Raw genomic sequence first — 23326 nt, forward strand, 5'->3', positions numbered from 1 at the left:
ACCTATGACACGGGACCTAGGCTACTGACGCGCAATTTCACGCGCATTCCTTCGTCAATGCCAAAGTCATCTTCGGCCCGGCCCCGGAGGGCAGCATTTTCACGGGTGGCGGCTCCAAGGCTTAGGCCAATAGGCCTAGACAATCGACATCGTCGCCAAACTCCCCCTCGCCTGCTATCCCTAAAAAAAAGACGTCGGGCGACCCAGGAAGGAAGGCGGAAGGGTTGTCCCGATATTCGAGGGGGCCCTCAAACGCAGGGCACATCGCGCCGCCGGCAACTCCAGCAGATTGGAGCGAATCGGGCCAGTAGGGCGGCCAAGGGAAGGCACTTGGAAGAGAGGAGCGAAACATGGAAGAGATGAGCAAAGAACGGCGTGCGGTTGGCACGCTGGTGGCAGCGCAATTGTGTCTTATAGGCGTGTTCAGCTTGGGTGCAGGTTGGGCCTTTGCGGACAGTCCCCATTTTGTCAAGCAAGACGCGGTGGTGGACGGCAGTGGAAACTTGGACTGTAGTTTCAAGGTAGCGGGCCTGGGAGATAACCAGACCATATTGGTCACATGCTCCGCTGATGCGAGCGCTTTCTATGCGTGCTTCAATAAGGGCGGGAACCATCCCCAGGCTTCCAACAAGGAAGATTCGGCAGGCCCGGTGAGCGGGAGTGACGAATTCACCTCCGGCAAGAATGGCCAGGTCACAGGCTCAGTTGAAGTGAATCCTCCGGCGTCCACCCTCACCTGCCCTGGAAACCAGGTACGGCGGCTTTGCTCAGTGAGCTATACAAATATCGTGCTCACCGCTGACAGCCTTCAGGCAAGCGTCCCGGGCACGCTCAACCGAGAGTTTATTGACTGCTTCTGACGCTGTTTTGGGGCAACCGCCCGGCATGAGCATAGGCTGAAGCCTGCACGGCGACGAGGTCGCCGTGCGCCCTGTTGTCGTGCTGTTACGGCCGGGCGCTGTGGGGCGAGCATTTGCGCCTCTAAAGTGGGATGCGATTGGCAATCGTGAGGGGGCGAGTGTCGCGGTATGGCGGCACTTCGGACAGCGGGGAGATGAGCCCAGCGACCGAATGGATGCATCTTGATGCATATTCGCGATGCCAGTTGGGCAATGGCCGCACTTCGATGCGATGTGCCCGAAGGGCTTCTGGCCATCGGGTAAACGAAAAATGCCGGCCACCGGGGCCGGCATGTCATCGAGGGACCGGAAGGTCTTACTTTTCGACGAAGGCGTGCTCGATCACGTAGTCGCCCGGCTCGCCGATGCGCTTCGACATCTTGAAGCCGCGGCGGTCGAGCAGTTCGCGCGAGCTCTTCAGCATCGCGGCGCTGCCGCAGATCATCACGCGGTCGACGGCCGGGTCGAGCGGGGGCAGGCCGATGTCTTCGAAGATCTTGCCGCTTTCGATCAGGTCGGTGAAACGGCCCTGGTTGCGGAAGGGTTCGCGCGTGACGGTCGGGTAGTAGATCAGCTTCTCGCGCACGGCTTCGCCGAGGAACTCGTGCTGCGGCAGCTCGTGCGTGATGTAGTGTTCGTAGGCGACTTCGCTGACGAAGCGCACGCCGTGGATCAGGACGATCTTCTCGAAGCGGTCATAGACGTCGAGGTCGCGGATCACGCTCATGAACGGAGCGAGGCCGGTGCCGGTCGAGAAGAGGTAGAGGTGCTTGCCGGGCAGCAGGTCGTGCAGCACGAGCGTGCCGGTGGGCTTGCGCGACACGAGGATCTCGTCGCCCGGCTGGACCTTCTGCAGGCGCGAGGTCAGCGGGCCGTCCTGCACCTTGATGCTGAAGAACTCGAGGTTTTCCTCGTAGTTCGGGCTGGCGATCGAGTACGCGCGCGTCAGCGGGCGGCCATCGACTTCGAGGCCGATCATCACAAACTGGCCGTTTTCGTAACGCAACGCGCGGTCACGCGTGGTGGTGAACGAGAACAGCGTGTCGTTCCAGTGATGCACGCTGACGACCTTTTCGGTGATGTAGGCTGCCATGACTTTATCTGCGATTATTGAAAGATTGGATGGACGGCGCGCATTGTACTGCTGCGGCGCAGCGACGGGGGCTATATCTTCTGGCCAAAAAGTTATATGCAAAGCTCCGTAAGTGGCGAATCTGGCACAAAGAAATAGGCGACGCCCTCCGAGGAGGCTGCGCCTGACGACGGGAGCTGCCGGCATGGACGTCAATGCCTACCACCAGCGCAGCAAACACCGGCTCGACGGCTATGCGCCGGGGCCGGGCCGGCTCGACTGGGCCAACCAGCCCGATCCGTGGCGCCGCTTCGAGGGCGCGCCGCGGCTGCGGTTGCCTTTCGGCGCCGACGGCGTGGCGACCCGCTACGAGGATCTGCGTCGCGGCGCGCGGCCGGAGCCTGCCGCGCTCAAGCTTGCAAATCTCGCGGTGCTGTTCGAACTGTCGCTCGCGCTGTCGGCGTGGAAGGAGTTCGAGGGATCGCGCTGGGCGCTGCGCTGCAACCCGTCGAGCGGCAACCTGCATCCGACCGAAGCCTACCTCGTCGCGCCCTCCTTGACCGGCCTTGCCGGCGGCGTACATCACTACCTGAGCCGCGACCACGTGCTCGAGCAGCGCATGGCGGGCGGCGAGGACTGGAACGCGGCTTTCGGCGGCGGCGCGGTGCTGGTCGCGCTGAGCTCGATCCACTGGCGCGAGGCCTGGAAGTACGGGATGCGCGCCTACCGCTACTGCCAGCACGACTGCGGGCATGCGATCGCGGCGATCTCCGTCGCCGCGGCGGCGCTCGGGTGGTCGGTCCGGGTGATCGATCGCGTGGGCGACGACGACATCGCGCGGCTGGCGGGACTCGATCGCGACGGCGATTACGGTGACGCGGAGCGCGAGGCGCCCGACGTGCTGCTTCAGGTCGGTGATGTGCGGGCTGCGGTCGATGTCGACGCATTGCTCGCGCTGGGGGCGGACGTGGCATGGCAGGGCCGGGCGAACCGGCTCAGCGCCTCGCACGTCGAGTGGCGCGACATCGATGCCGTTGCAGCGGCTGCGTGGAAGCCGCGCACGACGCCGGTCGCCACCCCGAGCTTGTCGGCCTTGCCGCCGCCCGCCGCGTCGGTGCTCGATCTGCCGGCCGCGACCTTGGTCCGACAGCGCCGCAGCGCGGTGGCCTTCGACGGCGTCACGACAATGCGCTCGGACGCCTTCTTCGCGATGCTCGACACGCTGCTGCCGCGCGCAGACGTGTCGCCCTGGGACGCGTGGCCCGAGCCGCCGCAGGTGCATCTGGCGATGTTCGTGCACCGCGTGACCGGGCTGGATCCGGGGCTCTACATGCTGCTGCGCGATCCGGCCGCGCTCGACGAACTGCGCGCGGCGCTGCGCGAGGACTGGGTGTGGGCCAAGGTCGGCCCGGACCATCTGCCGCTTTACCTGCTGATTCCCTACGACCTGCGCGCGTCGGCGCAACTCGTGTCCTGCCACCAGGAGATCGCGGCCGAGTCCTGCTTCGCGCTCGGCATGCTGGCGCGCTTCGGGCTCGCAAAGCGCGAGGCGTGGCGCTATCCGCAGCTCTATCGCGAATGCGGCATGGTCGGCCACATGCTGTACCTCGAAGCCGAAGCCGCCGGCCTGCGCGGCACCGGCATCGGCTGCTTCTTCGACGACGCGATGCACGAGCTGCTGGGCCTTGCCGGCGAAGAGTGGCAGAGCCTTTACCACTTCACGGTCGGCGGGCCGGTCGAGGACCGGCGGCTCACGTCGCTGCCGCCGTACTAGCGCCGTCCGAGGCTATCTCGGCGAATACGCCTGCAAGTCGCCCGGCTTGCGCAGCATCTTGTCGACTTCGGCGAGGTGGGTTTCTTCGATGCGGATCATGTCGCGCGCGTACTCCTCGAGCGCCACCGAGCGGTCGGCGACGAGCTTGAGCAGATCGCGATAGAGATTCAACGCGGCGCGTTCGGATTCGAGCGATTCGCGCAGCATCGCGCCGATGTCGTGCTGGTGCGAGTCGAGCAGCGGGCCGATGGCGAGCGAGGGATAGGCGCCGAGCGCCGTGATCCATTCGCCGGCCGCGCGCGCGTGCATCAGCGATTCGTCGGCCTGGGCGTTGAGCCAGGACACGATCGGGATGCGGCCGAAGCCGAAGACGAGGAAGGAGTAGTGGGTGTAGCGCACGACGCCAGCCAGCTCCGCTTCGAGGATGCGGTTCAGCGCCGCCACTGTTTGCGCCTTGTCGAGTTCCGCCATGGCGAGTCTCCTGTGCCGTTTGATTCCCCCTTTGAGGAAAACAGCCTCGCTTCACTGTAGTTCATGGCTGCCGCCGCTGCCGGGAGCGCGGCGGCCGGCGGGTCAGCCTTTGGCGTCGGGCTTGACGAGGGTCACGGGGATCGGCGAGCGCTCCAGCACGGCCTTCGCGACCGAGCCGAGGAGCGTCTGCAGCAGCCCGCCGTGACCGTGCGTGCCCATCAGGATCTTGTCGAAATGATGTTCGTTGGCGAAACGGACGATGGTGTCCGCGACGTGGCCGACGGCGATGTGGTGGGTGTAGGGGATGCCCGCCGCGTCGAGTCGGGCGCGGGCCCCGGCGAGCGCCTTCAGGCCTTCGTCGCGGTGCCAGGATTCGATGTCGTCGTGGCTCACGAACATGCGCGCGTGGCCGGAGTCGATCGGGATCTGCACGTTGAGCAGATGGATGTCGAGCGCGCTGCCGTTGGCGCGCAGCGTCAGCAGGTGGTCGAGTGCCCGGTTGCTGTTGTCCGAGCCATCGATCGGTACCAGGATCTTCAGCATCGTGATCTCCCTTACTGGCCGCGCGGGCGGGGGGGGCTGGGATTTTCGACGGCGAGGTCGACGAGCGGCGCCTCCTCGGCCTGGCGTCTCGCGATCCACGCACCGACGGCGACGACGACCAGCGCGCCGACGACCGAGGTCGCGTAATGCAGCCAGCCCGGCGCGTCGTCGACGATGTCCTCAAGCGCCGCGTCGCCGACCAGCATGCCGCCGGCGATCCAGCCGAGGAGTGCTGCGCCGAAGGTGATCACGACCGGGAAGCGGTCCATCAGCTTGAGCACGACTTTGCTGCCCCAAACGATGATCGGGATGCTGACGACGATGCCGAAGATCACCAGCATCAGGTCGCCCTTCGCGGCGCCGGCGACGGCGATGACGTTGTCGAGGCTCATCACGGCGTCGGCGACGACGATGGTCCTGATCGCGCCGAGCAGATTCGTGCTGCCTTCGATGCTGCCGTGTCCGTCGTCGTCCTCGGGCTGCATCAGCTTGACGCCGATCCACAGCAGCAGGAGTCCGCCGACGATCTTCAGGAAGGGCAGCGCGAGGAGCTGCAGCGCGAAGAAGATCATCGCGACGCGCAGCGCGATCGCCCCGACCACGCCCCAGGCGATGCCCTTGTTGCGTTGGTGATCGGGCAGCTTGCGGCACGCGAGCGCGATCACGACGGCGTTGTCGCCGCCGAGCAGGATGTCGATGGCGATGATTTGTGCGACCGACACCCAGAAGGCGCCGCTCATCATCGTTTCAAGCACGGGCAAATCTCCATTCATGGCGCAACCAAGCGGCCGCGCCCCCCATTGTCGCAAAGATCTGCGCTCCCGGCACTGAAGGCAAATTGAAAGCTTCCTGGCCCAACCTTGCGACCGTGGCGAAGCGCCCGGATTCAAGAAGCCGGCAAGCCGCAGCCAATTTCACAGACCGAGGAGACCCTAGATGAAACCCCTGAACCGCTTGCTTGGCGTCGTTGTGTTCGGAACCGCGTGCGCAGCTTTTGCCCAAGTGCCTGCCGGCTACCCCGCCGACTATTCGAAGATCGTCGACGCGGCCAAGAAGGAAGGCAAGGTCGTAGTCTATGGCGCGACCGACACCAATGCCGTCGCGCCGCTGATGAAGGACTTCCAGGCGCTCTACCCGGGCGTCACGGTCGAGTACAGCGACATGAACACGACCGAGGTCTACAACCGCGTGATCAGCGAACAGGCGGCAGGCGCGGGCTCGGCCGACGTGGTCTGGAGCTCGTCGATGGACCTGCAGGTGAAGCTTGTCGGCGACGGCTACGCGCTCACCTACGCCTCGCCCGAAATCCCCAAGCTGCCCGACTGGTCGGTGTGGAAGAACGAAGCCTACGGCATCACCTATGAGCCGATCGTCTTCGCCTACAACAAGCGCCTGCTCAAGCCCGAGGAGGTGCCGCAGTCGCACGCCGAACTGGTGACGATGCTCAATGCCAACGTCGAGCGCTTCAAGGGCAAGGTCACGTCCTACGACATCGAGAAGTCCGGCGTCGGCTTCATGATGGTCACGCAGGACGTCAAGGCCAATCCGAACTTCTGGGACGTGCCCAAGGCCTTCGGCAATGTCGGCGCGCGCTTCCAGTCGAGCTCGGGCACGATGATGGAGCGCCTCTCGTCGGGCGAGAACCTGCTCGCCTACAACCTGATCGGCACCTACGCGATCCTGCGCGCGAAGAAGGATCCGAGCATCGGCGTCGTGATGCCCAAGGACTACACCCTGGTGCTGTCGCGCGTGATGTTCATCTCGAAGAGCGCGAAGAACCCGAACGCCGCCAAGCTGTGGCTGGACTACCTGCTGTCGCAGCGCGGGCAGAAGATCATCGCCAACCAGTCCGACCTCGGCTCGATCCGTAGCGACGTCGAAGGCGAAGTCACCGCGGCCGGCCTGCAGAAGACGCTCGGCGCGAGCCTCAAGCCGGTGCCGGTCAACCCGTCGCTGCTGACCTACCTCGATCCGGCCAAGCGCCTCGACTTCCTGAAGCAGTGGCAGTCCGCCGTCAAGGGAACGAAATGATGTCTACCCCCGCTCAACCGACCATGGTCGCGGGGACCGCACCGGCCGCTCCGCGGCGGCCGGCGCGTAGCGGCGGATTTCCGCGCTATGCGGTGATCGGGCTTACCGCGCTGCTGGTGTTCCTGCCCCTCGGCCTGATCCTGTTCCAGAGCCTGCTCGACGCGCCCTTCTTCGCGCCGGCCAAGCACTTCGGGCTCGGCGCCTTCGAGTTCATCTTTGCCGATTCGGACTTCTGGATCGCCTTCCGCAACTCGCTCGTGATCGCGCTCGGCATGGCGCTGATCGCCGTGCCGATGGGCGGCGTGCTGGCCTTCATGATGGTGCGCACGGACCTGCCCGGACGCACCTGGATCGAGCCGCTGCTGCTGGTGCCGGTGTTCGTGTCGCCGATGGTGCTGGCGTTCGGCTACGTCGTCGCCGCCGGCCCGGTGGGCTTCTACTCGGTGTGGTTCAACGGGATCTTCGGCGGCGTGCCGTGGAACGTCTATTCGCTCACCGGCATCGCGATCATCGCCGGCCTGACCCACGTGCCGCACGTGTATCTGTACTCGGCGTCCGCCTTGAAGAGCCTGGGCTCGGACGTCGAAGAGGCGGCGCGCATGGCCGGCGCGAGCCCGCTGCGGGTCGCGCGTGACGTCAGCCTGCCGATGGTCACGCCGGCGGTGCTGTTCTCGGGCGTGCTGGTGTTCTTCCTCGGCTTCGAGATCTTCGGCCTGCCGCTGGTGCTGGGCGACCCCGAGGGCCACCTCGTGCTCGCGACCTACCTCTACAAGCTCACGAACAAGCTCGGCACGCCGTCCTACCACCTGATGGCCGCGGTCGCCGTGTGTCTGATCGCGGTGACCTTCCCGCTGGTGATGCTGCAGCGCTACCTGCTGCGCGGCGCCTCGAAGTTCGTCGCCGTGAAGGGCAAGGCCGGACGTCAGCGTCCGCTGCCGCTGGGCGCCTGGCGCTGGGTCGCGGTCGCGATCCTCGGCCTGTGGCTCTTCCTGACGGTGTTCGTGCCGCTGTCGGGCATCACGCTGCGGGCTTTCGTGTCCTTCTGGGGCGAGGGCGTGAACCTGATGGAGGTGCTGACGCTGGATCACTTCCGCGAAGTGTTCGAGCAGCCGGCCCTGGTGCGCGGGATCATCAACACCGTGCTGATCGGCGTCATCGGCGGCGCGCTGGCCGTCGTCTGCTACACCGCGCTGGGCCTCGCGACGCACCGCAAGGCCGACGGCTGGACGCGTTTCGTCGATTACCTGGTGCTCGTGCCGCGCGCCGTGCCCGGGCTGCTCGCCGGTCTCGCCTTCCTGTGGGTGTTCCTGTTCTTCCCGCCGTTCGCGCCGCTGCGCTCGACCATGGTCAGCGTGTGGCTCGCCTACTCGGTGGTCTGGCTCGCCTACGGCATGCGCCTCGTGTCGAGTTCGCTGCTGCAGGTCGGACCCGAGTTGGAGGAAGCGGCCCGCAGCGTCGGCGCGACGCGGGGCCAGGTGAGCCGCCACGTGACGCTGCCGCTGATCCGTTACGGTCTGATGGGCGCGTGGCTGCTGGTGTTCATGATCTTCGAGCGCGAGTACTCGACCGGCGTGTATCTGCTGGCGCCGGGGACCGAAGTGATCGGTTCGCTGCTCGTCTCCCTGTGGGCCACCGGCGCAAGCGACATCGTTGCCGCCCTGTCCGTCATCAACGTCGCGCTGGTCGGGGTGGGCCTCGCCGTCGCGCTGCGGTTTGGAGTGAAACTTCATGATTAAGCTGAATGTCGAGGACCTGCACCTCTCCTACGGTGACAACGCCATCCTCAAGGGCGTGTCGATGCAGTTGAAGCGCGGCGAAGTGGTGTCGCTGCTGGGGCCTTCGGGTAGCGGCAAGACGACGCTGCTGCGGGCCGTTGCCGGGCTGGAAGCGCCGCACAAGGGCCGTATCCGCATCGACGACAAGGCCGTGTTCGACGGTGCGACCGGCTTCGAGTTGCCGGCCGAAAAGCGCAACCTGGGCCTGGTCTTCCAGTCCTACGCGCTGTGGCCGCACAAGACGGTGTTCGACAACGTCGCCTATGGCCTCAAGCTGCGCAAGGTCTCGTCGAGCGAGATCGCGCCGAAGGTCACGTCCGCGCTGAAGAACCTCGGCCTCGGCCATCTCGCCGAGCGCTTCCCGCACCAGCTCTCGGGCGGCCAGCAGCAGCGCGTCGCGATCGCCCGCGCACTGGTCTACAACCCGCCGGTGATCCTGATGGATGAGCCGCTCTCCAACCTCGACGCCAAACTGCGCGAGGAAGCACGCGCCTGGCTGCGCGAGTTGATCCTCGAGCTGGAGCTGTCGGCGCTGGTCGTCACGCACGACCAGGGCGAGGCGATGGCGATGTCGGACCGCATCCTGCTGCTCTCACAAGGCCGCATCGAGCAGCAGGGCACGCCGCAGGAGATGTACGGCAATCCGCAGACGCTGTTCACGGCGGACTTCATGGGCAGCAACAACCGCATCGCGGGTGAAGTCGCCGAAGTCACGAACGGCACCGCGGTGCTCGCCGGCGCGGGCTGGAAGTTGCGCGGGCAGGCGCGCGGTACACTGAAGAGCGGTACGAAATGCACGGGCATGATCCGGCTGGAGCGCGTGCGCGTCGCCGAAGGCCCGGGCGACAACCGGATTCGCCTGCCGCTCGTGACTTCGATGTTCCTCGGCGACCGCTGGGAGCATCTCTTCCACCAGGACAGCATCCGCGTGCGCGCCTTCGGTCCGCGCCCGCTCGCCGACGGCGAGCATTGGCTGGAGCTCGCGCCCGAGGACGTGTGGGTGTTCCCGGAACAGGCGGCCGCCTGATCCCCGTAGCGTGCGGCCATTCCGGTCGTGGCATCAGCAATGCCGCGACCGGTTGGCCGTATCCATCGCCGCGTCAGCCGCCGATTTTCACGACGACGCGCCCGCGCACTTGCCCCGCGAGCAGCTTTTCGGCGACCGAAGTGGCGTCGGCGAGTGCGATCTCGCTCGTGATCGCGTCGAGCTTCGAAGCGTCGAGATCGCGCGCGAGCCGCTCCCAGGCTTCCTGGCGCACGGGTTGCGGCGCCATCACGCTATCAATGCCGTAGAGCGTCACGCCGCGCAGGATGAAGGGCGCGACCGTGGCCGGGAAGTCCATGCCGCCCGCGAGTCCGCAGGCCGCGACCGCACCGCGGTAGCGCGTCGTCGCGCAGGCATTCACCAGCGTGTGGCTGCCGACGGTATCGATGACGCCCGCCCAGCGTTCCTTGCCGATCGGCTTGCCGGGCTCAGACAGCTCCTTGCGGTCGATCACGCTCGCGGCGCCGAGGCCGGTCAGGTAGTCGGATTCGGCGACGCGGCCGGTGGAGGCGACGACCGTGTAGCCGAGTTTCGCGAGCAGCGCGATCGCGACGCTGCCGACCCCGCCGTTCGCGCCGGTGACGAGGATCTCGCCGTCGCCCGGCCGGATGCCGTGCTTCTCGAGCGCGAGCACGCACAGCATCGCCGTGTAGCCCGCCGTGCCGATCGCCATCGCCTGGCGCGTCGTGAAGACCGCCGGCAGGCGCACGAGCCAGTCGCCTTTCACGCGCGCGACTTCCGCGAGGCCGCCGCAATGCACTTCGCCGACGCCCCAGCCGTTGAGCACGACCTGATCGCCCGCCTTCCACGCCGGATGGCTGCTGCTTTCGACCGTGCCCGCGAAGTCAATGCCGGGGATCATCGGGAAGCGCCGAACGACCGGTGAGCGCCCGGTGATCGCGAGTCCGTCCTTGTAGTTCAGCGTCGACCACGCGACGCGCACCGTCACGTCGCCTTCCGGCAGCACGGCCTCGTCGATGGCCTGCAGCCGGGCCTGGTAGCCCGCTTCGTCCTTGGTGATCAGAATGCCCTGGAACATCGTCTTCTCCTTGCCGGTTAATTAGACTAACTACCTAAAAATAGGTACAAAAAATCAGCGCAATGCCGCCGTGAAAAACCGGAAGAACGCGCGCATCGGCTCAGTCGAGCGCATCAGCCGCGCACGCAGGATCGCGCCTTCCCAGCCGATCCAGAACGCGTGCGACAGGCCCGCGCAGTCGGCGCCCGCGGGCAGTTCGCCGGCGCTGACTGCGGCCTGCAGGCAGTCGGCGACGCGCGCTTCCCACGTCAGGAAGATCTCCTCCAGCCGCTGCCGGATCTCTGCGTCCAGACAGCCGACTTCCTGACCGAGGTTGCCGACGAGGCATCCACGCGCGAAGGCGTGGCGCTCCACGCCGGAGCAGGCGTCGTCGACGAAAGACTGCAGGCGCGCAAGCGGGGCGAGGCTCGCGTCGCGCAGGTGGCGGTCGAGCTTGCACAGCAGGTAGGCCGCGTAGGAATCCAGCGTCGCGAGCACGAAGGCGTCCTTGCTCGGGAAGTAGTGATAAAAAGACCCCTTTGGCACGCCGACCGACTTCAGCACCTCGTCGAGCGCCGTCGCGCTGACCCCGCGCTCGGTGAGGAGCTCGGTGCCGCGGCGGATCAGCAGTTCGCGCGTGTCGGCGTAGCTATGGCCGTTGCGCGGCGGGCGGCCGCGCGGACGACGGGGGAGGGAGCCGGGCTGATCCATCGATCGATATTAGACCAGGTGTCTATTAATCTCAAGGACGAGGGAGCGATCCTCGACGCCCCCGGTCGAAGCTCTAGCCTGCCCGCCGCAGTATCATTCCAAGACATGGCTTCCCTCTTCGACATCCTCGCCGAGCAGCGCATCTCGGACGCGATCAAGCGCGGAGAATTGGATCACCTGCCGGGCGCGGGCCGCCCGCTGGTGTTCGACGACGACCCCTTCGTGTCGCCCGAGCAGCGCATGGCCAACCACATCCTCAAGAACGCCGGCTTCGTGCCGCAGGAAGTGCTGCTGCGCAAGGAAATCGCGAGCCTGCGCCAGCAGCTCGCCGAGGCGCAATCCGGCGAGGACGAACGCGAGCGCGTGCGCCGGCGGCTGGGATATCTGATCGCGACGCTGGGGAGCCTGCGGCGGCGCTGAGGCTCAGCTGAGGCTCAGCTGAGGAGGCGTCGCCGCGTCAGCCCGAGCGCGATCCAGAATCCCGTCACGCCGTACGCGACCAGCACCGCCAGGTGCAGCGCGATGTCGTGCGGGATCTCGCCGAGCAGGAGCGGGCGCGCCAGCGCGATCGCGTGGGCGAGCGGCAGCGCCTGGGCGACGAGCTGCACCGCGGCCGGGAGTTGTTCGGCCGGGAAGAACACGCCCGAGATCAGCGTCATCGGTGTGATGAAGAGCGTGAAGTAGTACATGAAGAAGTCGTAGCTCGGCGCGAGCGCGGTGATCACCAGTCCCACGGCACCGAAGCTCAGGCCGACCAGGAACACCAGCGGCGGCAGCCACAGCACGTAGCGCACATCGACCAGGCCGAAGGCGGAGATCACGACGAGGATCGCGAGGCCGGACAGCAGCGACTTCGACGCCGCCCACACGAGCTCGGCGAACACCACGTCGTCGAGCTCGACCGGCGCGTTCATGATCGCCTCCCAGGTCTTCTGCACGTGCATGCGCGAGAAGCCCGAGTACAGCACCTCGAAGGAGGCACTGTTCATCGTCGAAGAGCACACCATGCCGGCGGCGAGGAAGCTGATGTAGGACACGCCGCCGATCTTGGGCACCAGCATGCCGATGCCGAAGCCCAGGCCGAAGAGGTAGATCATCGGATCGGCGAGATTGCCCAGCACCGAGGGCAGCGCGAGCTTGCGCCAGACCATGAAGTTGCGCCGCCACACCGGCAGGAAGCGGCGCGACACGCGCGGGGGGTGGAGCAGCGAGGAGAGCAGGGCCGTGGTCATCGTCTCAGTCGCGCAGTTCGCGCCCGGTGAGTTTCAGGAACACGTCTTCGAGGTTCGCCGGCCGGCGCAGGTAGCGCAGGCCGGGTTGTTCGGCGAGATGTGCGAGCAGCGGTGCGGCGTCGTCGAGGTAGCAGAAGGCCGTCTCGCCGCTGACCTCATAGCGGCGCGAGAAGCTCCCCGCGTGTGCCTCGGCCCAGGCCTGCGCGCCGCTGACACCGCTCAGGCCGTTCGCGCCGCTGCCGTTCCAGTCGCCATAGACCTCGACGACCTGCGGTTCGATCTGCGCGGCGATCACCTCGCGCGGGCTGCCTTCGGTGAGCATGCGGCCATTGTCGAGGATCGCGAGCCGGTCGCCGAGACGCTCGGCCTCGTCCATGAAATGCGTCGTCAGCAGCACCGTCGTGCCGGCGCGGATCAGCTGCTTGAGGCGATCCCAGATCAGGTGTCGCGCCTGCGGGTCGAGGCCCGTCGTCGGTTCGTCGAGGATCAGCAATTCCGGGCGATTGACGAGTGCGCGGGCGAGCGTCAGGCGCCGCTTCATACCGCCGGAGAGCGTCTGGATGCGCGCGTCGCGCTTGCCCTCGAGGCCGGCGAAGGCGAGCAGCTCGGGGATGCGTCCCTTGATCGTCGCGTCGTCGAGCCCGAAGTAGCGGCCGTAGACGAGCAGGTTCTCGGCGCAGGTGAAATCCGGATCGAGGTTGTCCTGCTGCGGCACGACGCCGACGCGCATCCGCGCCTCGCGCGCCCGTGCCGGAACCGGCAGCCCGGCCAGAAGGATCTCGCCCGCCGAGGGCGTCGTCAGCCCGAGCGCGCAGCGCAGCGTTGTCGTCTTGCCGGCGCCGTTGGGGCCGAGCAGCGTGAAGCACTCGCCGGCCGCGAGCGTGAGGTCGATGCCGGCGACGACTTCCTTCGTGCCGTAGGACTTGTGCAGCCCGCGGATCACGAGTGGCGTGGTCTGTGCGACGCCGCGTGCGCCCGCCGCGAGGTCGTCCGGCATGCTGCGCACGACGCTCAGCTGACCGGCGGCTTGGTGGTGGCGAAGCTCGGGCGCGCGAACATGCGCTCGGCGAGCGCCGCCAGCGCCGGATGGGTGCTGCGCCATTCGTGATCCGGGAAGCGCAGGTCGAGGTAGCCGAGCGCGACCGCGACCGAGATGTCGGCGAGGCTCATCGCGTCGCCGTGCAGCCACTCGCGGCCGGCGGCGCGCCGCTCAAGTTCGTCGACGCTGCGGTCGACCTTCTCGATCTGGCGGTCGATCTCCATGTCGCTGCGTTGGCCGGTCGGGCGTCGCGATTCAAGCACCGCGAGCACTGCCGCGTCGATCACGCCGTCGGCGAGCGCTTCGAACTGGCGCACCCGCACCGCTTCGAGCGGATCCTGCGGGATCAGCGCCGGTGCGGCGCCCAGCGTCTCAACGTAGCCGGCGATCACCGGCGAATCGAAGAACACTTCGCCGTCGTCCGTGACCAGCGCCGGCACCTTGCCGAGCGGGTTCACGGTCGGGATCCGGGTGTTCGCCTCCCACGGCGAATCGACCACGAGTTCGAACGGCAGGCCCTTCTCGGCGAGGATGATGCGGATCTTGCGTGCGTAGGCGCTGGTGAGCGAGGCGAACAGCTTCATGCAGATCTCCTGTGGGGGACGGTGCGCTCAGAGCGGGTCCCAGTTGCGGCGGATGATGTCGCGGATCAGGTGCAGCTTGCCGTGGAAGAAGTGGTCGGCGCCCGGCACGACGACGACGGGCAGCTCCTGCGGCCGTGCCCAGTCGAGCACGTTCGCGAGCGCGACCGTCTCGTCGATCTCGCCGTGGATCACCAGCGTGTCCTTCGGTACCGCGCCGGTCGAGTAGCTGCGCGCCCCGGTCACGTCGCCCGCGGCGGTGCCAACGAGCACGATGCGCTGCGGCGCCATCACGCCGTCGCCGAGGCGGGCGGCGACGCGCGTCTGCACGTAGGCGCCGAACGAAAAGCCGCCGAGCGCGAGCGGCAGGCAGCCCCAGCGCGACTGCGCCCAGGCGATCACCGACAGCATGTCCTCGGTCTCGGCCCCGCCGTTGTCGTGCGCGCCTTCGCTCTTGCCGACGCCGCGGAAGTTCGGGCGCACGACCGCGTAGCCGAGCTCGCGCAGGCTGCGCGCGAGCGTGTGGGCGATCTTGTTGGTGTTGGCGCCGCCGAACAGCGGGTGCGGATGGCAGACCAGCGCGATGCCGCGCACGGTCTCGGGCGTGTCGATCAGCGCGTCGATGGCTCCGTCGGGCCCGCGCAGCAGGACGGATTCGGTGGGCTGCGGGCGGGTCATGGATTATCCGGGAGGCGCAGGCGGGTCACGATGCGGCCATGGACGAGATGCTCCTGGATGATCTCCTCGATGTCCTCCTGGTCGACGTAGGTGTACCAGACGTTGTCCGGATACACGACGAGCACCGGCCCCTCGTCGCAGCGGTCGAGGCAGCCCGCCTTGTTGATGCGGATCTTGCCGCGGCCCTTCAGGCCGAGCGCGCCGATGCGGTCCTTGGCATAGGCCTGCATCATGCTCGCCTTGTGGTCGTTGCAGCAGGTGTCGCCGGGTTCGCGCTGGTTGCAGCAGAAGAAAACGTGGTGCTTGAAATAGCTCATTCAGGGGCTCCGCATGGCCGGACCGGCGCGCCGCCGCTCCGTATCCGGCCGATTATAGCTGTCACTCGACCGGACGCTTCGCGAGATGCTCGCCGCGCCACAGGCCCACGGCGGACAGGTAGGCGAGCGCGGCGAAGGGCCAGAGGCTCGCCGTCAGCTGGGTGAGTCCGTGGAAATTGAGGAAGTTTCCCTGCAGCAGCAGGCGGTGGCCGGCCTGGAAGTAGGGGTTGTCGGGCAGCAGGTTCGTGAGGCTCGTCGCCGCGAGTAGCGCGACCCCCGCCAGCGCGTGCTGGAAGAGGCGCGGCAGCGCCAGCGCGATGCCGAGCGCAGGCAGCCCGTAGATCAGGCCTTGCCGTGTGCCGGGCGTGAGCCACAGCAGCGGCGCGCCGGGGTCGAAGAAGGACGCCGTCGCGAGCGTCTTGGCACCGACGCCGAGCACGAGGAGGAGCAGGATCGCCGGCACGCTGACGCTGGGCATCATGCAGCGCGCGAAGAGGCCGACGCCGACGAGCGTGATCGCGACCTGCATCGTCTCGAGCAGGATGAAGCGTTCGGCTTCGAAATGCAGGGGCGTCGGTAGCCCCAGCAGCTGGCGCAGGTCGCCGCTGACGAAGAGCACCCGGTCCGGCGTGAGCTGCGCCAGCAGCCACAGCGCGAGCAGGATCAGGCCGAAGTCGCCGAGGTGGCCGGGGATGATGCGAGCGGTGCGCCAGCGATGCAGCCAGCCCCGTTCATCGAAGAGCGGATGCCCCCACCGCGCGCCGAAGATCGCGCCGATCAGGCCGCCGAGTGTGTTGCAGCCGAGATCGACGTTCGAGGAAACGCGCGTCGGAATGAAGTTCTGCGTGAATTCCATCGCGAAGCTGAGGGTCGCGGCGATCAGCGTCGCGACGGCAATGTCGCCGATGCGCCCGAGTCGCTGCGGCAGCGCCGGGGCGAGCACGAAGCCGAAGGGCAGGAAGCCCAGCACGTTGAGGACGATGTCCGCGCCGCGGTAGTACTTCGGCCACGGGGCAGAGAGGAAGTCGAGCAGCGGCAGCCCGGTGAGGCGCCAGCCGGTGAGCGGGTGGAGGCAGGCGTAGACGATCAGCAGCCCGTAGGCGATCGTCAGGGTGCGCGGCAGGGAAGAAACGGCACGCGCGGGGGGCATCGGCGGTCCGGGCGGTTGGGGAGGCCTGATTTTACCGCGTAAGGCCGTCCCGCCGAGCTTTCGACGGCGTCGCATCGAACGCGCGACGCCGCCGGACGGCGGTTTTCAGCTGCCGATCGCGATGCGCGAGTGCTCGCTCGCGCGGCGCGAGGTCGGCAGGAAGCGACCCAGGACCTTGGCCGGCGCGTATTCCTTGACCAGCGCATCCCAGTCGATGGCGTCGAGCGTGTTCTTGACCAGCAGGCCGAGGTCGGTCGCGCCTTCCATCAGCAGGCGGCGGCCGAAGAACAGCGTGTCGGCGTCTTCCTCGCGTAGCGCGAGCGCGATGTAGTCGCGCACGTTGGCGGTCAGCGTCAGGTCGGGCGTGCCCGCGCCCGACAGCGCCGAGAAGCCGCGCGGCCCGAGCGTGAAGTCGAGCGTCAGGCCGGCGTCACGCACGCACATGCGCAGGTGGCGGCCGGTCAGGGGTTCGAGGTCTTCGCGCGACAGCACGCGGCCGAGCGCGAGGTTCAGCGCGGTCGTCAGCATCAGGGTCGGCGGGCGTTGCGGCAGGCGCGCGGCGAGGCGCGCGAGCGGCGCGGGCAGCGTGAAGGCCGGGAGGCGGAATGAGCTCATCGGTCGGGCTCCAGGGAGGCGGTTCAGGATTTGACGTATTGTTCGACGCCGGGACGGCCATGCCAGAAGCCGTTGCACGGGGCTTCGACCATCCATTCGGCGCTGCGGCGGAAGGCGTCCTGCGGTGACACTTCGTCGGCGACGGCGTCGCGGAAGAGCTTCAGCACCTCGACGGTGTGGTCGCCCTGCGGACTCACGCGCAGCACCTGCGCCGTGCGGCGCACCGAGGCGAGATCGCCGAGCAGATTGTGCACGCGCGCCGACTGCGTCTGCACGCCGTTGAGCGTCAGGAAGGGCTCGCCTTCGCGGGTGCGCAGCACGAGGCCGTCCTTCATGCCGAGGCAGCGGAACTCGCAGGTGTCCTTCTGCAGGTTGTAGTGGCGGGCGGTGAAGCAGCGCGCCGAGTGCGCGAGCGGCAGGCGCCCCCAGGCGAGGACTTCGGTCTCGATCGCCGGTGCGCCGCTGGCGAGGAGTTCGGTGAGCACTTCGCCCGACATCTCCGGCGGGGCCATCCAGCGCGTGGCGCCCGATTCGGCCATCAGCGACAGCGTCTGCGGGTTGAAGATGTTGAGCGTCGGCCCGGCGATCCAGTCGCCCCGGCCGGCGGCCGAGAGCACGTGCACGGCCGACATGTCGTTGGCTTCGACGCGGAATTCGGCCTTGCCCACGATGCGGCGCAGCGCCTTCAGGTCCGATTCGGACTCGATCAGCGCCTGCGAGGACATGACGACTTCCTTGCCGGCGTCGGCGAGCATCTCGCCGACTTCGAGCCAGTCGTCGAGGCGTAGTTCGTGGCGGCGCGAGCAGACGGTTTCGCCGAGATAGACGATGTCGGCTTCGCTTTCTGCGATCTGCGCGTAGAAGTCGAGGGTCGACTGGCGCGACCAGTAGTACAGCAGGGGTCCAAGAGCGATTTTCATCGGTGTCATCACTTCCACGGCCGGTAGTACGCGCCGAGCGTGTGGCTGCGGCCTTCGGAGACTTTGTCGAGCTCGGCGATCCACGCGGGCTGCACGGTGAAGCTGTCGGCGTCGCGCATCACGCGGTCGAGCGCCTCGCGCCACACGCGCGTGACCTGGCCGGTGTAGGCCGGACTCCTCTGGCGGCCTTCGATCTTGATCGCGCGCACGCCGGCGCGGGCGAGATCGGGCAGGAGCTCCAGCGTGTTGAGGCTGGTCGGTTCCTCGATCGCGTAGTAGGTCTCGCCGTTCACGTCGAAGCGGCCCTTGCACAGCGTCGGGTAGCCGGCGCGTTCGCCGTCGGCGAAGCGGTCGATGAGGATGCCGTTGAGGCGGGTTTCCATGCCCTGCGGGGTTTGTTCCCAGCGCACGTGCTTGCCCGGCGAGCAGGCGCCGTTGCAGTTCGGCGACTCGCCGGTGGCGTAGGCCGACAGCGCGCAGCGGCCTTCGACCATCACGCACAGGCCGCCGAAGCCGAAGACTTCGATCTCGACCTTCGTGTTGGCGATCACCTGCTCGACCTGGGCGAGCGACAGCACGCGCGGCAGCACGGCGCGCTGGATGCCGAAGCGTTCGGCGTAGAAGTTGATCGCCTCGTAGCTGGTGGCCGAGCCTTGCACCGAGAGGTGCAGGCGCAGGTCGGGGTGGGTCTTGCGCGCGTAGGCCATCAGGCCGGGGTCGGCGACGATGATCGCGTCGATGCCGAGGTCGGCGGCGCGGTCCACGGCGGCGGTCCAGCCCGCCCAGTTGCTCGCCTGCGGGTAAGTGTTGAGCGCGAGCAGCACCTTGCGCTTGCGGTCGTGGGCGTAGCGCACGCCTTCGGCCATCGCCTTGGCGTCGAAATTCAGGCCGGTGAAGTTGCGCGCGTTGGTCGCGTCCTTGAAGCCGAGATAGACACAGTCGGCACCATGGTCGACGGCCGTCTTCAGCGCCGGCAGGCTTCCTGCCGGGCAGACGAGTTCGATTTTGGTATGGGTGGTCATGGCCGGGGTCGGGAAAAAAAGCTCCGCAACCATAGTGCGAGTCGCTCCGGCCCGCGTTGACGGCGGTCAAGGGGCCGGCCCGGCCGAAGTGCTTACTTGCGTTACTGCTTCGCGGCGTTGGGGAAGAAGAGCTGCTCGCCACCGATCTTGTAGTCGGCGATGGCCTTCTGGCCGGCGGGCGAGACCACCCAGTCGATGAACTGCTGGCCGAGTTCGCGCTTGACGTGCGGGTGCTTGGCGGGATTGACGAGGATCACGCCGTACTGGTTGAAGAGCCGCTTGTCGCCCTCGACTGCGATCACGAGATCCTGGCGGTTCTTGAACGACAGCCAGGTGCCGCGGTCGGCGAGGATGTAGGCGCCGAGCGCGGCCGCCATGTTGAGCGCGGGGCCCATGCCGGAGCCCGAATCGCGGTACCACGGCCCCTTCGCCTGGTCGATGTCGATGCCGGCGACTTTCCACAGACGCAGTTCGGCGGCGTGCGTGCCGCTCTTGTCGCCGCGCGACACGAAGGGCGCCTTGGCGGCCTCGACCTTCTTCAGCGCTTCGACGATGTCGTGACCGCCGGCGACTTTCGCCGGGTCGCTCTTCGGGCCGACGAGGATGAAGTCGTTGTACATCACTTCCTTGCGTTCGACGCCGTAGCCTTCGGCGACGAATTTCTCCTCCGCGGGCCGGTCATGCACGAAGACGACGTCGGCGTCGCCGCGTCGCGCCGTATCGAGCGCCTGCCCGGTGCCCAGTGCGACGACGCGTACCTTGATACCGGACTGCTGTTCGAAGATCGGCAGCAGGTGGCCGAAGAGGCCGGACTGCTCGGTCGAGGTCGTCGAGGCGACGGTGATGAACTTGTCCTCGGCGTGGGCGCCGGCGAGGCCCAGCGCGCAGGCCAGGGTGATCAGCAGGGAACGGAAGGGACGAGCCATGGAGGGTCTCCGTGAAATTCTTGTCGGTCGATGCAGGCGGTGATCGCGGCGACAGCCGCGCCTGGACAGGGTTTTACCAAAGCGGCAGACGGTCGGCCAGCGCGATGCGGATCGGTTGCTGCTGAGTTTGGCAATCTATTGCATAAGTTGTCCGGGTGCCGTCTGACAGGGCTTCTTTGGAACACTCGATATGAGACGGGCTGCGGCGGTCCCGGAGATGCGAGCCCGTCCGCGGGATGTATTTGTTGTTTCAAAATCAGGTGCCGATCTTTGTTCGAGCTTTCACGCCTGTGCTTGCGATGACAAAATGAACGACGTACGATATTGAACGTCGTTCATTTTTATCGGGCCGCATCATGTCCAGCCTTCCGATTTCCGACGGTCGCCGCGAGCGCAAGCGTCTGCAGACGATCGAGCATCTAGTGAGCAGCGCCTTCGATCTCTTTGCCGAACATGGCTACGAGAAAGTCACGATGGAACAGATCGCGGCCCGTGCCGACGTCGCGAAGGGCACGCTGTACAAGCACTTCCCGGTGAAGGAGGCGCTCGTCCGGCATCGCTTCCACGGCGAGCTCGCGGCGGCCTCGCCTGCGCTGCTCGAAGAGCTGCGGGCCTTGCCGGACTGCGTAGCGCGCCTGCGCGCCTTCATGCACGCGTCGGCGGCCTTCTCCGAGCGTCATCGGGAATATCTCGGCCCCTACCTGCACTATCGCCTGAGCGAGCCGGTGGATACGCTGGGGCGCGACAACCGCAGCGGTCTCGACCAGATCTATGCGCGGCTGCTGGCGCAGGGGCAGGCGAGCGGCGAGATCACCGATGCCTTGCCGGCGCAGCATCTCGCCGATTACCTGCAGTTCCTGCACCTGGGCGTGCTGCTGCGCTGGCAGCGGGAGCCGGAAATGTCGCTCGTGGCGGCCTTCGACGGGATGCTGGCGCTCTTCCTCGATGGTGCCCGCGCGCGGAGGACGACATGAGCGAGGACCCGGTCCTGATTCTCGACTTGGCTGCAGCGGCCGAGATCGGTCCCGCCAGCGCGGGCGGAAAGGGCGCCCAGCTCGGGCGCTTGGCGCGTTACGGCTTCCCCGTGCCCGACGGTTTTGTGATTTCGACCGCCGCGCTCGGGCTCGCGATGGCGGGGGAGGACGCTGCGGGCGACGACCCCGAAGCCCTTGCCGTCGTGCGTGCACGGATCGAATCGGCGCCGCTGCCGTCGCTACTTGCGGACGTCCTGCGCGACGAACTTTGCCGTCGCGGCTGGGAAGACACGCCGCTCGCGGTGCGCTCTTCGGCGCCGATGGAGGACTCCGGGCGCGCGTCCTTCGCCGGCATCCATCGCAGCGAACTGGACGTCGTCGGCTTCGACGCCGTCGCGGATGCGGTGAAAACCGTGTGGGCCTCGCTGTGGACGCCGCAGGCGGTCGCCTATCGCAGTCGCGTTGGCGTCGCCGAGGCTGCCATGGCCGTCGTCGTGATGCCGATGCTCAAGGCCCTCGCCGCGGGCGTTGCCTTCAGTTGCGAGCCGGCGAGCGGACGCGACGACCAGGTCGCGATCAATGCCGTCGCCGGGCTCGCGGACGGCCTCGTCGCGGGACGCGAAAGCGGCGAGGAAATCGTCCTCGAAGCCGATCCGGTGAGCGAGGACTATCGCGTCCTGCACCGGCGCGGAGTGTCGTCGGGACTTCCCGACGCGTGCGCGGTCGAGCTCGCGCATCTCGTCCGCGAAACGGCTTTCGCGCTGGATTACGGTGCACCGTGGTTCGACATCGAATGGGTATGGGACGGCGCGGGCTTTCATCTCGTGCAGGCGCGCCCGGTCACCGCGCGGCCCTGGTACACCTATCCCGCGCTCGCCGGCCAGCCGGCGCTGTGGTCCAACGGCAACACGCGCGACGTCGCGCCGCATGTGATGACAGCCTGCGAGTGGGTCACGTGCCGCCGCTGGGCGAACCAGCTGTTGGAGCAGGGCTGGCGGATCGCCGGTTATCCGGTCTTGCCCGGCGCGCAGCGCGCCGCGCTCTTCCAGGGGCGGCTCTACCTGAACGCGTCCTTCATCCAGTGGGAAGGCTACGCCGCCCTGGGCATCGTCCCCGCGGCAATGAACCGGCTGCTCGGCGGCCATCATTCCGAGATCGCGGTGCCGCCACCGACACTGCGGGATCGGGTCGCATGGCTGGGACGCATGCTGCGCTATCTCGTGAAGTCGGGCGGCCAGCGCCGGCTCGGCCGCCAACAGGTGGAAGCGGCACATGTCGCGAGTGCCGCATGGCGTGCCGAGGACCTGAGCCTGCTGAGCAACGCGGAGCTGTGGCGGCGGATCGCGTCATTGGGGCTGCACTACCGCCGGCAGGAGGGGCTGATCTTCCTGCAGGGTTCGAGCGGCGGGACGCTGTCGATGCTGCTCGATCTGATCGAGCGCTACCTCCCGGGCGAATCGCACGCGCTCGCCGCAGCGCTGATGGCGGGCGGCGAGCCGAGCGTCACGGCGCGCCAGGCCTACGAGCTGCAGGCGCTCGCCGCGACGGCCGCCGCCGATCCCGACATCGCGGCATGGCTGCGCAGCGGCTCGGATGCGTGGCAGGACCTGCCGGAAGACAATCCCTTCCGCCGCGAATTCGCCGACTTTCTCGAGCGCTACGGCCATCGCGGCATCTACGAGTCCTATCTGCGCAGTCCGCGCTGGCGCGACGATCCGGGCTACCTGCTGCGGCAGATTGCCGGGCTGATGGACTGCGATGCTGCCGCGATGCGTGCCCGCCAGACCCAAGCGCGGGAGGCCGCCCGTGAGCATCTCGCGCGAAAGATGCCCTTCTGGGCGCGCCGCTGGGCCGAGGCACTCGCCCGGACGGCGATGCGCGAATGCAACGACCGTGAAGCCGCGCGCAGCGCCTTCACGGCCTACGGCGAGGTCGCCCGGCGCCTGATGCTCGAAGCCGGCCGGCGGCTCGTCGCGAGCGGGGGCCTCGCGGCAGCGGAAGACATCTTCCACCTGATGCCGCCGGAGTGGGATGCGGCGCTCGCCGGACAGCTCACGGGGGCACCGCTGCGAAATCGCGTCGCGGACCGGCAGCGCCTGTGCGCGCAGTGGGAGGCAAATCCGGCGCCGGATGTGGTCGTGGACGGCGCGAGCGCCCCCGCAGCCGCTCCCACCGCGGCGGGCGCGCGAGACGGGGGCTGGCATGGCACTGCGGTCGGTGCCGGCCTTGCCACAGGCCCGGCCCGCCCGATCCGCCGTCCCGAAGAAGGCGGGCATCTGGCGCCGGGCAATATCCTCGTCGCGCCTTCGACCGACCCTGCCTGGACGCCGCTCTTCCTGAAGGCGGGCGGGCTGGTGATGGAGACGGGCGGCTATCTGTCGCACGGTGCGATCGTCGCCCGCGAATTTGCGATTCCCGCGGTGGTGAATCTCCCCGGCATCCTCGACGAGATCGGCGACGGCGCCCCTGTCGAGGTCGACGGGCGGCGCGGGACAGTGCGGCGCTTCGGTTGAAGCGAACATCCGTTGCATCC

Annotated in this window: 24 protein-coding genes; 8 read left to right on the top strand and 16 right to left on the bottom strand. The window is 67.6% G+C overall.

The window, feature by feature from the left end; translation table 11 throughout:
* Window positions 1–350: 350 nt before the first annotated feature.
* A complete protein-coding gene (locus AZKH_RS02290; RefSeq protein WP_015434117.1) occupies window positions 351–860 on the top strand; it encodes a hypothetical protein in 510 nt (169 codons plus the stop codon).
* Between the two features lie 355 nt (window positions 861–1215).
* On the opposite strand, the gene AZKH_RS02295 is transcribed toward AZKH_RS02290, so the two are convergent.
* On the bottom strand, window positions 1216–1992 hold the full coding sequence (locus AZKH_RS02295; RefSeq protein WP_015434118.1) for a ferredoxin--NADP reductase: 777 nt from the start codon (window positions 1990–1992) through the stop codon (window positions 1216–1218).
* A 184-nt stretch (window positions 1993–2176) separates the two neighbouring features.
* On the opposite strand from AZKH_RS02295, the gene AZKH_RS02300 reads away from it, so the two are divergent.
* Entirely contained in the window at window positions 2177–3745 is a 1569-nt protein-coding gene (locus AZKH_RS02300; RefSeq protein WP_015434119.1) for a SagB/ThcOx family dehydrogenase, read from the top strand.
* Window positions 3746–3757: 12 nt separating this feature from the next.
* Here the strand turns inward: AZKH_RS02300 and AZKH_RS02305 are convergent, their stop codons facing one another.
* The 3 genes from AZKH_RS02305 to AZKH_RS02315 form a co-directional block, all read right to left on the bottom strand.
* Complete coding sequence (locus AZKH_RS02305) at window positions 3758–4216, bottom strand: bacterioferritin (protein WP_015434120.1); 459 nt, start codon at window positions 4214–4216, stop codon at window positions 3758–3760.
* Window positions 4217–4318: 102 nt separating this feature from the next.
* A complete protein-coding gene (locus tag AZKH_RS02310; RefSeq protein WP_015434121.1) occupies window positions 4319–4759 on the bottom strand; it encodes a universal stress protein in 441 nt (146 codons plus the stop codon).
* 11 nt (window positions 4760–4770) lie between these two features.
* The gene (locus tag AZKH_RS02315) at window positions 4771–5514 is read right to left on the bottom strand and encodes a TerC family protein (RefSeq protein ID WP_015434122.1); all 744 of its coding nucleotides are present in this window, start codon (window positions 5512–5514) and stop codon (window positions 4771–4773) included.
* 181 nt (window positions 5515–5695) lie between these two features.
* Between AZKH_RS02315 and AZKH_RS02320 the strand changes: the two genes are divergently transcribed.
* The 3 genes from AZKH_RS02320 to AZKH_RS02330 are packed head-to-tail and all read left to right on the top strand — an operon-like array spanning window position 5696 to window position 9592.
* On the top strand, window positions 5696–6790 hold the full coding sequence (locus AZKH_RS02320; protein ID WP_015434123.1) for an ABC transporter substrate-binding protein: 1095 nt from the start codon (window positions 5696–5698) through the stop codon (window positions 6788–6790).
* The gene (locus AZKH_RS02325; RefSeq protein WP_083902978.1) at window positions 6787–8526 is read left to right on the top strand and encodes an iron ABC transporter permease; all 1740 of its coding nucleotides are present in this window, start codon (window positions 6787–6789) and stop codon (window positions 8524–8526) included. The genes AZKH_RS02320 and AZKH_RS02325 overlap by 4 nt, the downstream gene beginning before the upstream one ends.
* A complete protein-coding gene (locus AZKH_RS02330) occupies window positions 8519–9592 on the top strand; it encodes an ABC transporter ATP-binding protein (protein ID WP_015434125.1) in 1074 nt (357 codons plus the stop codon). The genes AZKH_RS02325 and AZKH_RS02330 overlap by 8 nt, the downstream gene beginning before the upstream one ends.
* A 73-nt stretch (window positions 9593–9665) precedes the next feature.
* Here AZKH_RS02330 and AZKH_RS02335 read toward each other — a convergent pair whose 3' ends face one another.
* Together AZKH_RS02335 and AZKH_RS02340 are read right to left on the bottom strand one after the other, a co-directional pair.
* Complete coding sequence (locus tag AZKH_RS02335) at window positions 9666–10649, bottom strand: MDR family oxidoreductase (RefSeq protein WP_015434126.1); 984 nt, start codon at window positions 10647–10649, stop codon at window positions 9666–9668.
* Between the two features lie 54 nt (window positions 10650–10703).
* Window positions 10704–11339, bottom strand: coding sequence for a TetR/AcrR family transcriptional regulator (locus AZKH_RS02340; RefSeq protein ID WP_015434127.1), 636 nt, complete (start codon window positions 11337–11339; stop codon window positions 10704–10706).
* 105 nt (window positions 11340–11444) lie between these two features.
* Here AZKH_RS02340 and AZKH_RS02345 point away from each other — a divergent pair, with 105 nt between their 5' ends.
* On the top strand, window positions 11445–11759 hold the full coding sequence (locus AZKH_RS02345) for a DUF1992 domain-containing protein (protein ID WP_015434128.1): 315 nt from the start codon (window positions 11445–11447) through the stop codon (window positions 11757–11759).
* Between the two features lie 14 nt (window positions 11760–11773).
* On the opposite strand, the gene AZKH_RS02350 is transcribed toward AZKH_RS02345, so the two are convergent.
* From AZKH_RS02350 to AZKH_RS02395, 10 genes are all read right to left on the bottom strand, one after another.
* Entirely contained in the window at window positions 11774–12571 is a 798-nt protein-coding gene (locus AZKH_RS02350) for an ABC transporter permease (RefSeq protein WP_015434129.1), read from the bottom strand.
* 4 nt (window positions 12572–12575) lie between these two features.
* On the bottom strand, window positions 12576–13568 hold the full coding sequence (locus AZKH_RS02355) for an ATP-binding cassette domain-containing protein (protein ID WP_051071633.1): 993 nt from the start codon (window positions 13566–13568) through the stop codon (window positions 12576–12578).
* A 14-nt stretch (window positions 13569–13582) separates the two neighbouring features.
* Window positions 13583–14194, bottom strand: coding sequence for a glutathione S-transferase (locus AZKH_RS02360; RefSeq protein ID WP_015434131.1), 612 nt, complete (start codon window positions 14192–14194; stop codon window positions 13583–13585).
* Between the two features lie 27 nt (window positions 14195–14221).
* Entirely contained in the window at window positions 14222–14869 is a 648-nt protein-coding gene (locus tag AZKH_RS02365) for an alpha/beta hydrolase (protein WP_015434132.1), read from the bottom strand.
* Window positions 14866–15186 (bottom strand): ferredoxin, encoded by a 321-nt coding sequence (locus AZKH_RS02370; RefSeq protein WP_015434133.1) that lies wholly within the window; start codon window positions 15184–15186, stop codon window positions 14866–14868. Before AZKH_RS02370 ends, AZKH_RS02365 begins: the two co-directional genes overlap by 4 nt.
* Window positions 15187–15247: 61 nt before the next feature.
* Window positions 15248–16336, bottom strand: coding sequence for a VanZ family protein (locus AZKH_RS02375; protein WP_015434134.1), 1089 nt, complete (start codon window positions 16334–16336; stop codon window positions 15248–15250).
* Between the two features lie 105 nt (window positions 16337–16441).
* Entirely contained in the window at window positions 16442–16951 is a 510-nt protein-coding gene (locus tag AZKH_RS02380) for an SCP2 domain-containing protein (protein WP_015434135.1), read from the bottom strand.
* 23 nt (window positions 16952–16974) lie between these two features.
* Window positions 16975–17871, bottom strand: a complete 897-nt coding sequence (locus tag AZKH_RS02385) for a U32 family peptidase (protein WP_041656713.1) — start codon at window positions 17869–17871, stop codon at window positions 16975–16977.
* Window positions 17872–17879: 8 nt separating this feature from the next.
* The gene (locus AZKH_RS02390; protein ID WP_172642450.1) at window positions 17880–18893 is read right to left on the bottom strand and encodes a peptidase U32 family protein; all 1014 of its coding nucleotides are present in this window, start codon (window positions 18891–18893) and stop codon (window positions 17880–17882) included.
* A gap of 101 nt (window positions 18894–18994) precedes the next feature.
* The gene (locus AZKH_RS02395; RefSeq protein WP_015434138.1) at window positions 18995–19819 is read right to left on the bottom strand and encodes an extracellular solute-binding protein; all 825 of its coding nucleotides are present in this window, start codon (window positions 19817–19819) and stop codon (window positions 18995–18997) included.
* A 356-nt stretch (window positions 19820–20175) separates the two neighbouring features.
* Here AZKH_RS02395 and AZKH_RS02400 point away from each other — a divergent pair, with 356 nt between their 5' ends.
* Both AZKH_RS02400 and AZKH_RS02405 read left to right on the top strand, forming a co-directional pair.
* Window positions 20176–20793, top strand: coding sequence for a TetR/AcrR family transcriptional regulator (locus AZKH_RS02400; protein ID WP_015434139.1), 618 nt, complete (start codon window positions 20176–20178; stop codon window positions 20791–20793).
* Window positions 20790–23306, top strand: a complete 2517-nt coding sequence (locus AZKH_RS02405; RefSeq protein ID WP_015434140.1) for a PEP/pyruvate-binding domain-containing protein — start codon at window positions 20790–20792, stop codon at window positions 23304–23306. Before AZKH_RS02400 ends, AZKH_RS02405 begins: the two co-directional genes overlap by 4 nt.
* Window positions 23307–23326: the final 20 nt, after the last annotated feature.

Origin of the sequence: Azoarcus sp. KH32C, assembly GCF_000349945.1 — a bacterium.
In the GTDB taxonomy this organism is placed as follows: domain Bacteria; phylum Pseudomonadota; class Gammaproteobacteria; order Burkholderiales; family Rhodocyclaceae; genus Aromatoleum.

Excerpts from the sequence above, each read along its gene's own strand:
- AZKH_RS02335 (WP_015434126.1), bottom strand. The coding sequence starts at position 10,649 with ATGTTCCAGGGCATTCTGATCACCAAGGACGAAGCGGGCTACCAGGCC.
- AZKH_RS02320 (WP_015434123.1), top strand. The coding sequence starts at position 5,696 with ATGAAACCCCTGAACCGCTTGCTTGGCGTCGTTGTGTTCGGAACCGCG.
- AZKH_RS02405 (WP_015434140.1), top strand. The coding sequence starts at position 20,790 with ATGAGCGAGGACCCGGTCCTGATTCTCGACTTGGCTGCAGCGGCCGAG.
- AZKH_RS02380 (WP_015434135.1), bottom strand. The coding sequence starts at position 16,951 with ATGAGCTCATTCCGCCTCCCGGCCTTCACGCTGCCCGCGCCGCTCGCG.
- AZKH_RS02375 (WP_015434134.1), bottom strand. The coding sequence starts at position 16,336 with ATGCCCCCCGCGCGTGCCGTTTCTTCCCTGCCGCGCACCCTGACGATC.
- AZKH_RS02390 (WP_172642450.1), bottom strand. The coding sequence starts at position 18,893 with ATGACCACCCATACCAAAATCGAACTCGTCTGCCCGGCAGGAAGCCTG.
- AZKH_RS02310 (WP_015434121.1), bottom strand. The coding sequence starts at position 4,759 with ATGCTGAAGATCCTGGTACCGATCGATGGCTCGGACAACAGCAACCGG.
- AZKH_RS02290 (WP_015434117.1), top strand. The coding sequence starts at position 351 with ATGGAAGAGATGAGCAAAGAACGGCGTGCGGTTGGCACGCTGGTGGCA.
- AZKH_RS02350 (WP_015434129.1), bottom strand. The coding sequence starts at position 12,571 with ATGACCACGGCCCTGCTCTCCTCGCTGCTCCACCCCCCGCGCGTGTCG.
- AZKH_RS02360 (WP_015434131.1), bottom strand. The coding sequence starts at position 14,194 with ATGAAGCTGTTCGCCTCGCTCACCAGCGCCTACGCACGCAAGATCCGC.
- AZKH_RS02325 (WP_083902978.1), top strand. The coding sequence starts at position 6,787 with ATGATGTCTACCCCCGCTCAACCGACCATGGTCGCGGGGACCGCACCG.
- AZKH_RS02370 (WP_015434133.1), bottom strand. The coding sequence starts at position 15,186 with ATGAGCTATTTCAAGCACCACGTTTTCTTCTGCTGCAACCAGCGCGAA.
- AZKH_RS02355 (WP_051071633.1), bottom strand. The coding sequence starts at position 13,568 with ATGCCGGACGACCTCGCGGCGGGCGCACGCGGCGTCGCACAGACCACG.
- AZKH_RS02395 (WP_015434138.1), bottom strand. The coding sequence starts at position 19,819 with ATGGCTCGTCCCTTCCGTTCCCTGCTGATCACCCTGGCCTGCGCGCTG.
- AZKH_RS02305 (WP_015434120.1), bottom strand. The coding sequence starts at position 4,216 with ATGGCGGAACTCGACAAGGCGCAAACAGTGGCGGCGCTGAACCGCATC.
- AZKH_RS02385 (WP_041656713.1), bottom strand. The coding sequence starts at position 17,871 with ATGAAAATCGCTCTTGGACCCCTGCTGTACTACTGGTCGCGCCAGTCG.
- AZKH_RS02365 (WP_015434132.1), bottom strand. The coding sequence starts at position 14,869 with ATGACCCGCCCGCAGCCCACCGAATCCGTCCTGCTGCGCGGGCCCGAC.
- AZKH_RS02345 (WP_015434128.1), top strand. The coding sequence starts at position 11,445 with ATGGCTTCCCTCTTCGACATCCTCGCCGAGCAGCGCATCTCGGACGCG.
- AZKH_RS02295 (WP_015434118.1), bottom strand. The coding sequence starts at position 1,992 with ATGGCAGCCTACATCACCGAAAAGGTCGTCAGCGTGCATCACTGGAAC.
- AZKH_RS02300 (WP_015434119.1), top strand. The coding sequence starts at position 2,177 with ATGGACGTCAATGCCTACCACCAGCGCAGCAAACACCGGCTCGACGGC.
- AZKH_RS02330 (WP_015434125.1), top strand. The coding sequence starts at position 8,519 with ATGATTAAGCTGAATGTCGAGGACCTGCACCTCTCCTACGGTGACAAC.
- AZKH_RS02340 (WP_015434127.1), bottom strand. The coding sequence starts at position 11,339 with ATGGATCAGCCCGGCTCCCTCCCCCGTCGTCCGCGCGGCCGCCCGCCG.
- AZKH_RS02400 (WP_015434139.1), top strand. The coding sequence starts at position 20,176 with ATGTCCAGCCTTCCGATTTCCGACGGTCGCCGCGAGCGCAAGCGTCTG.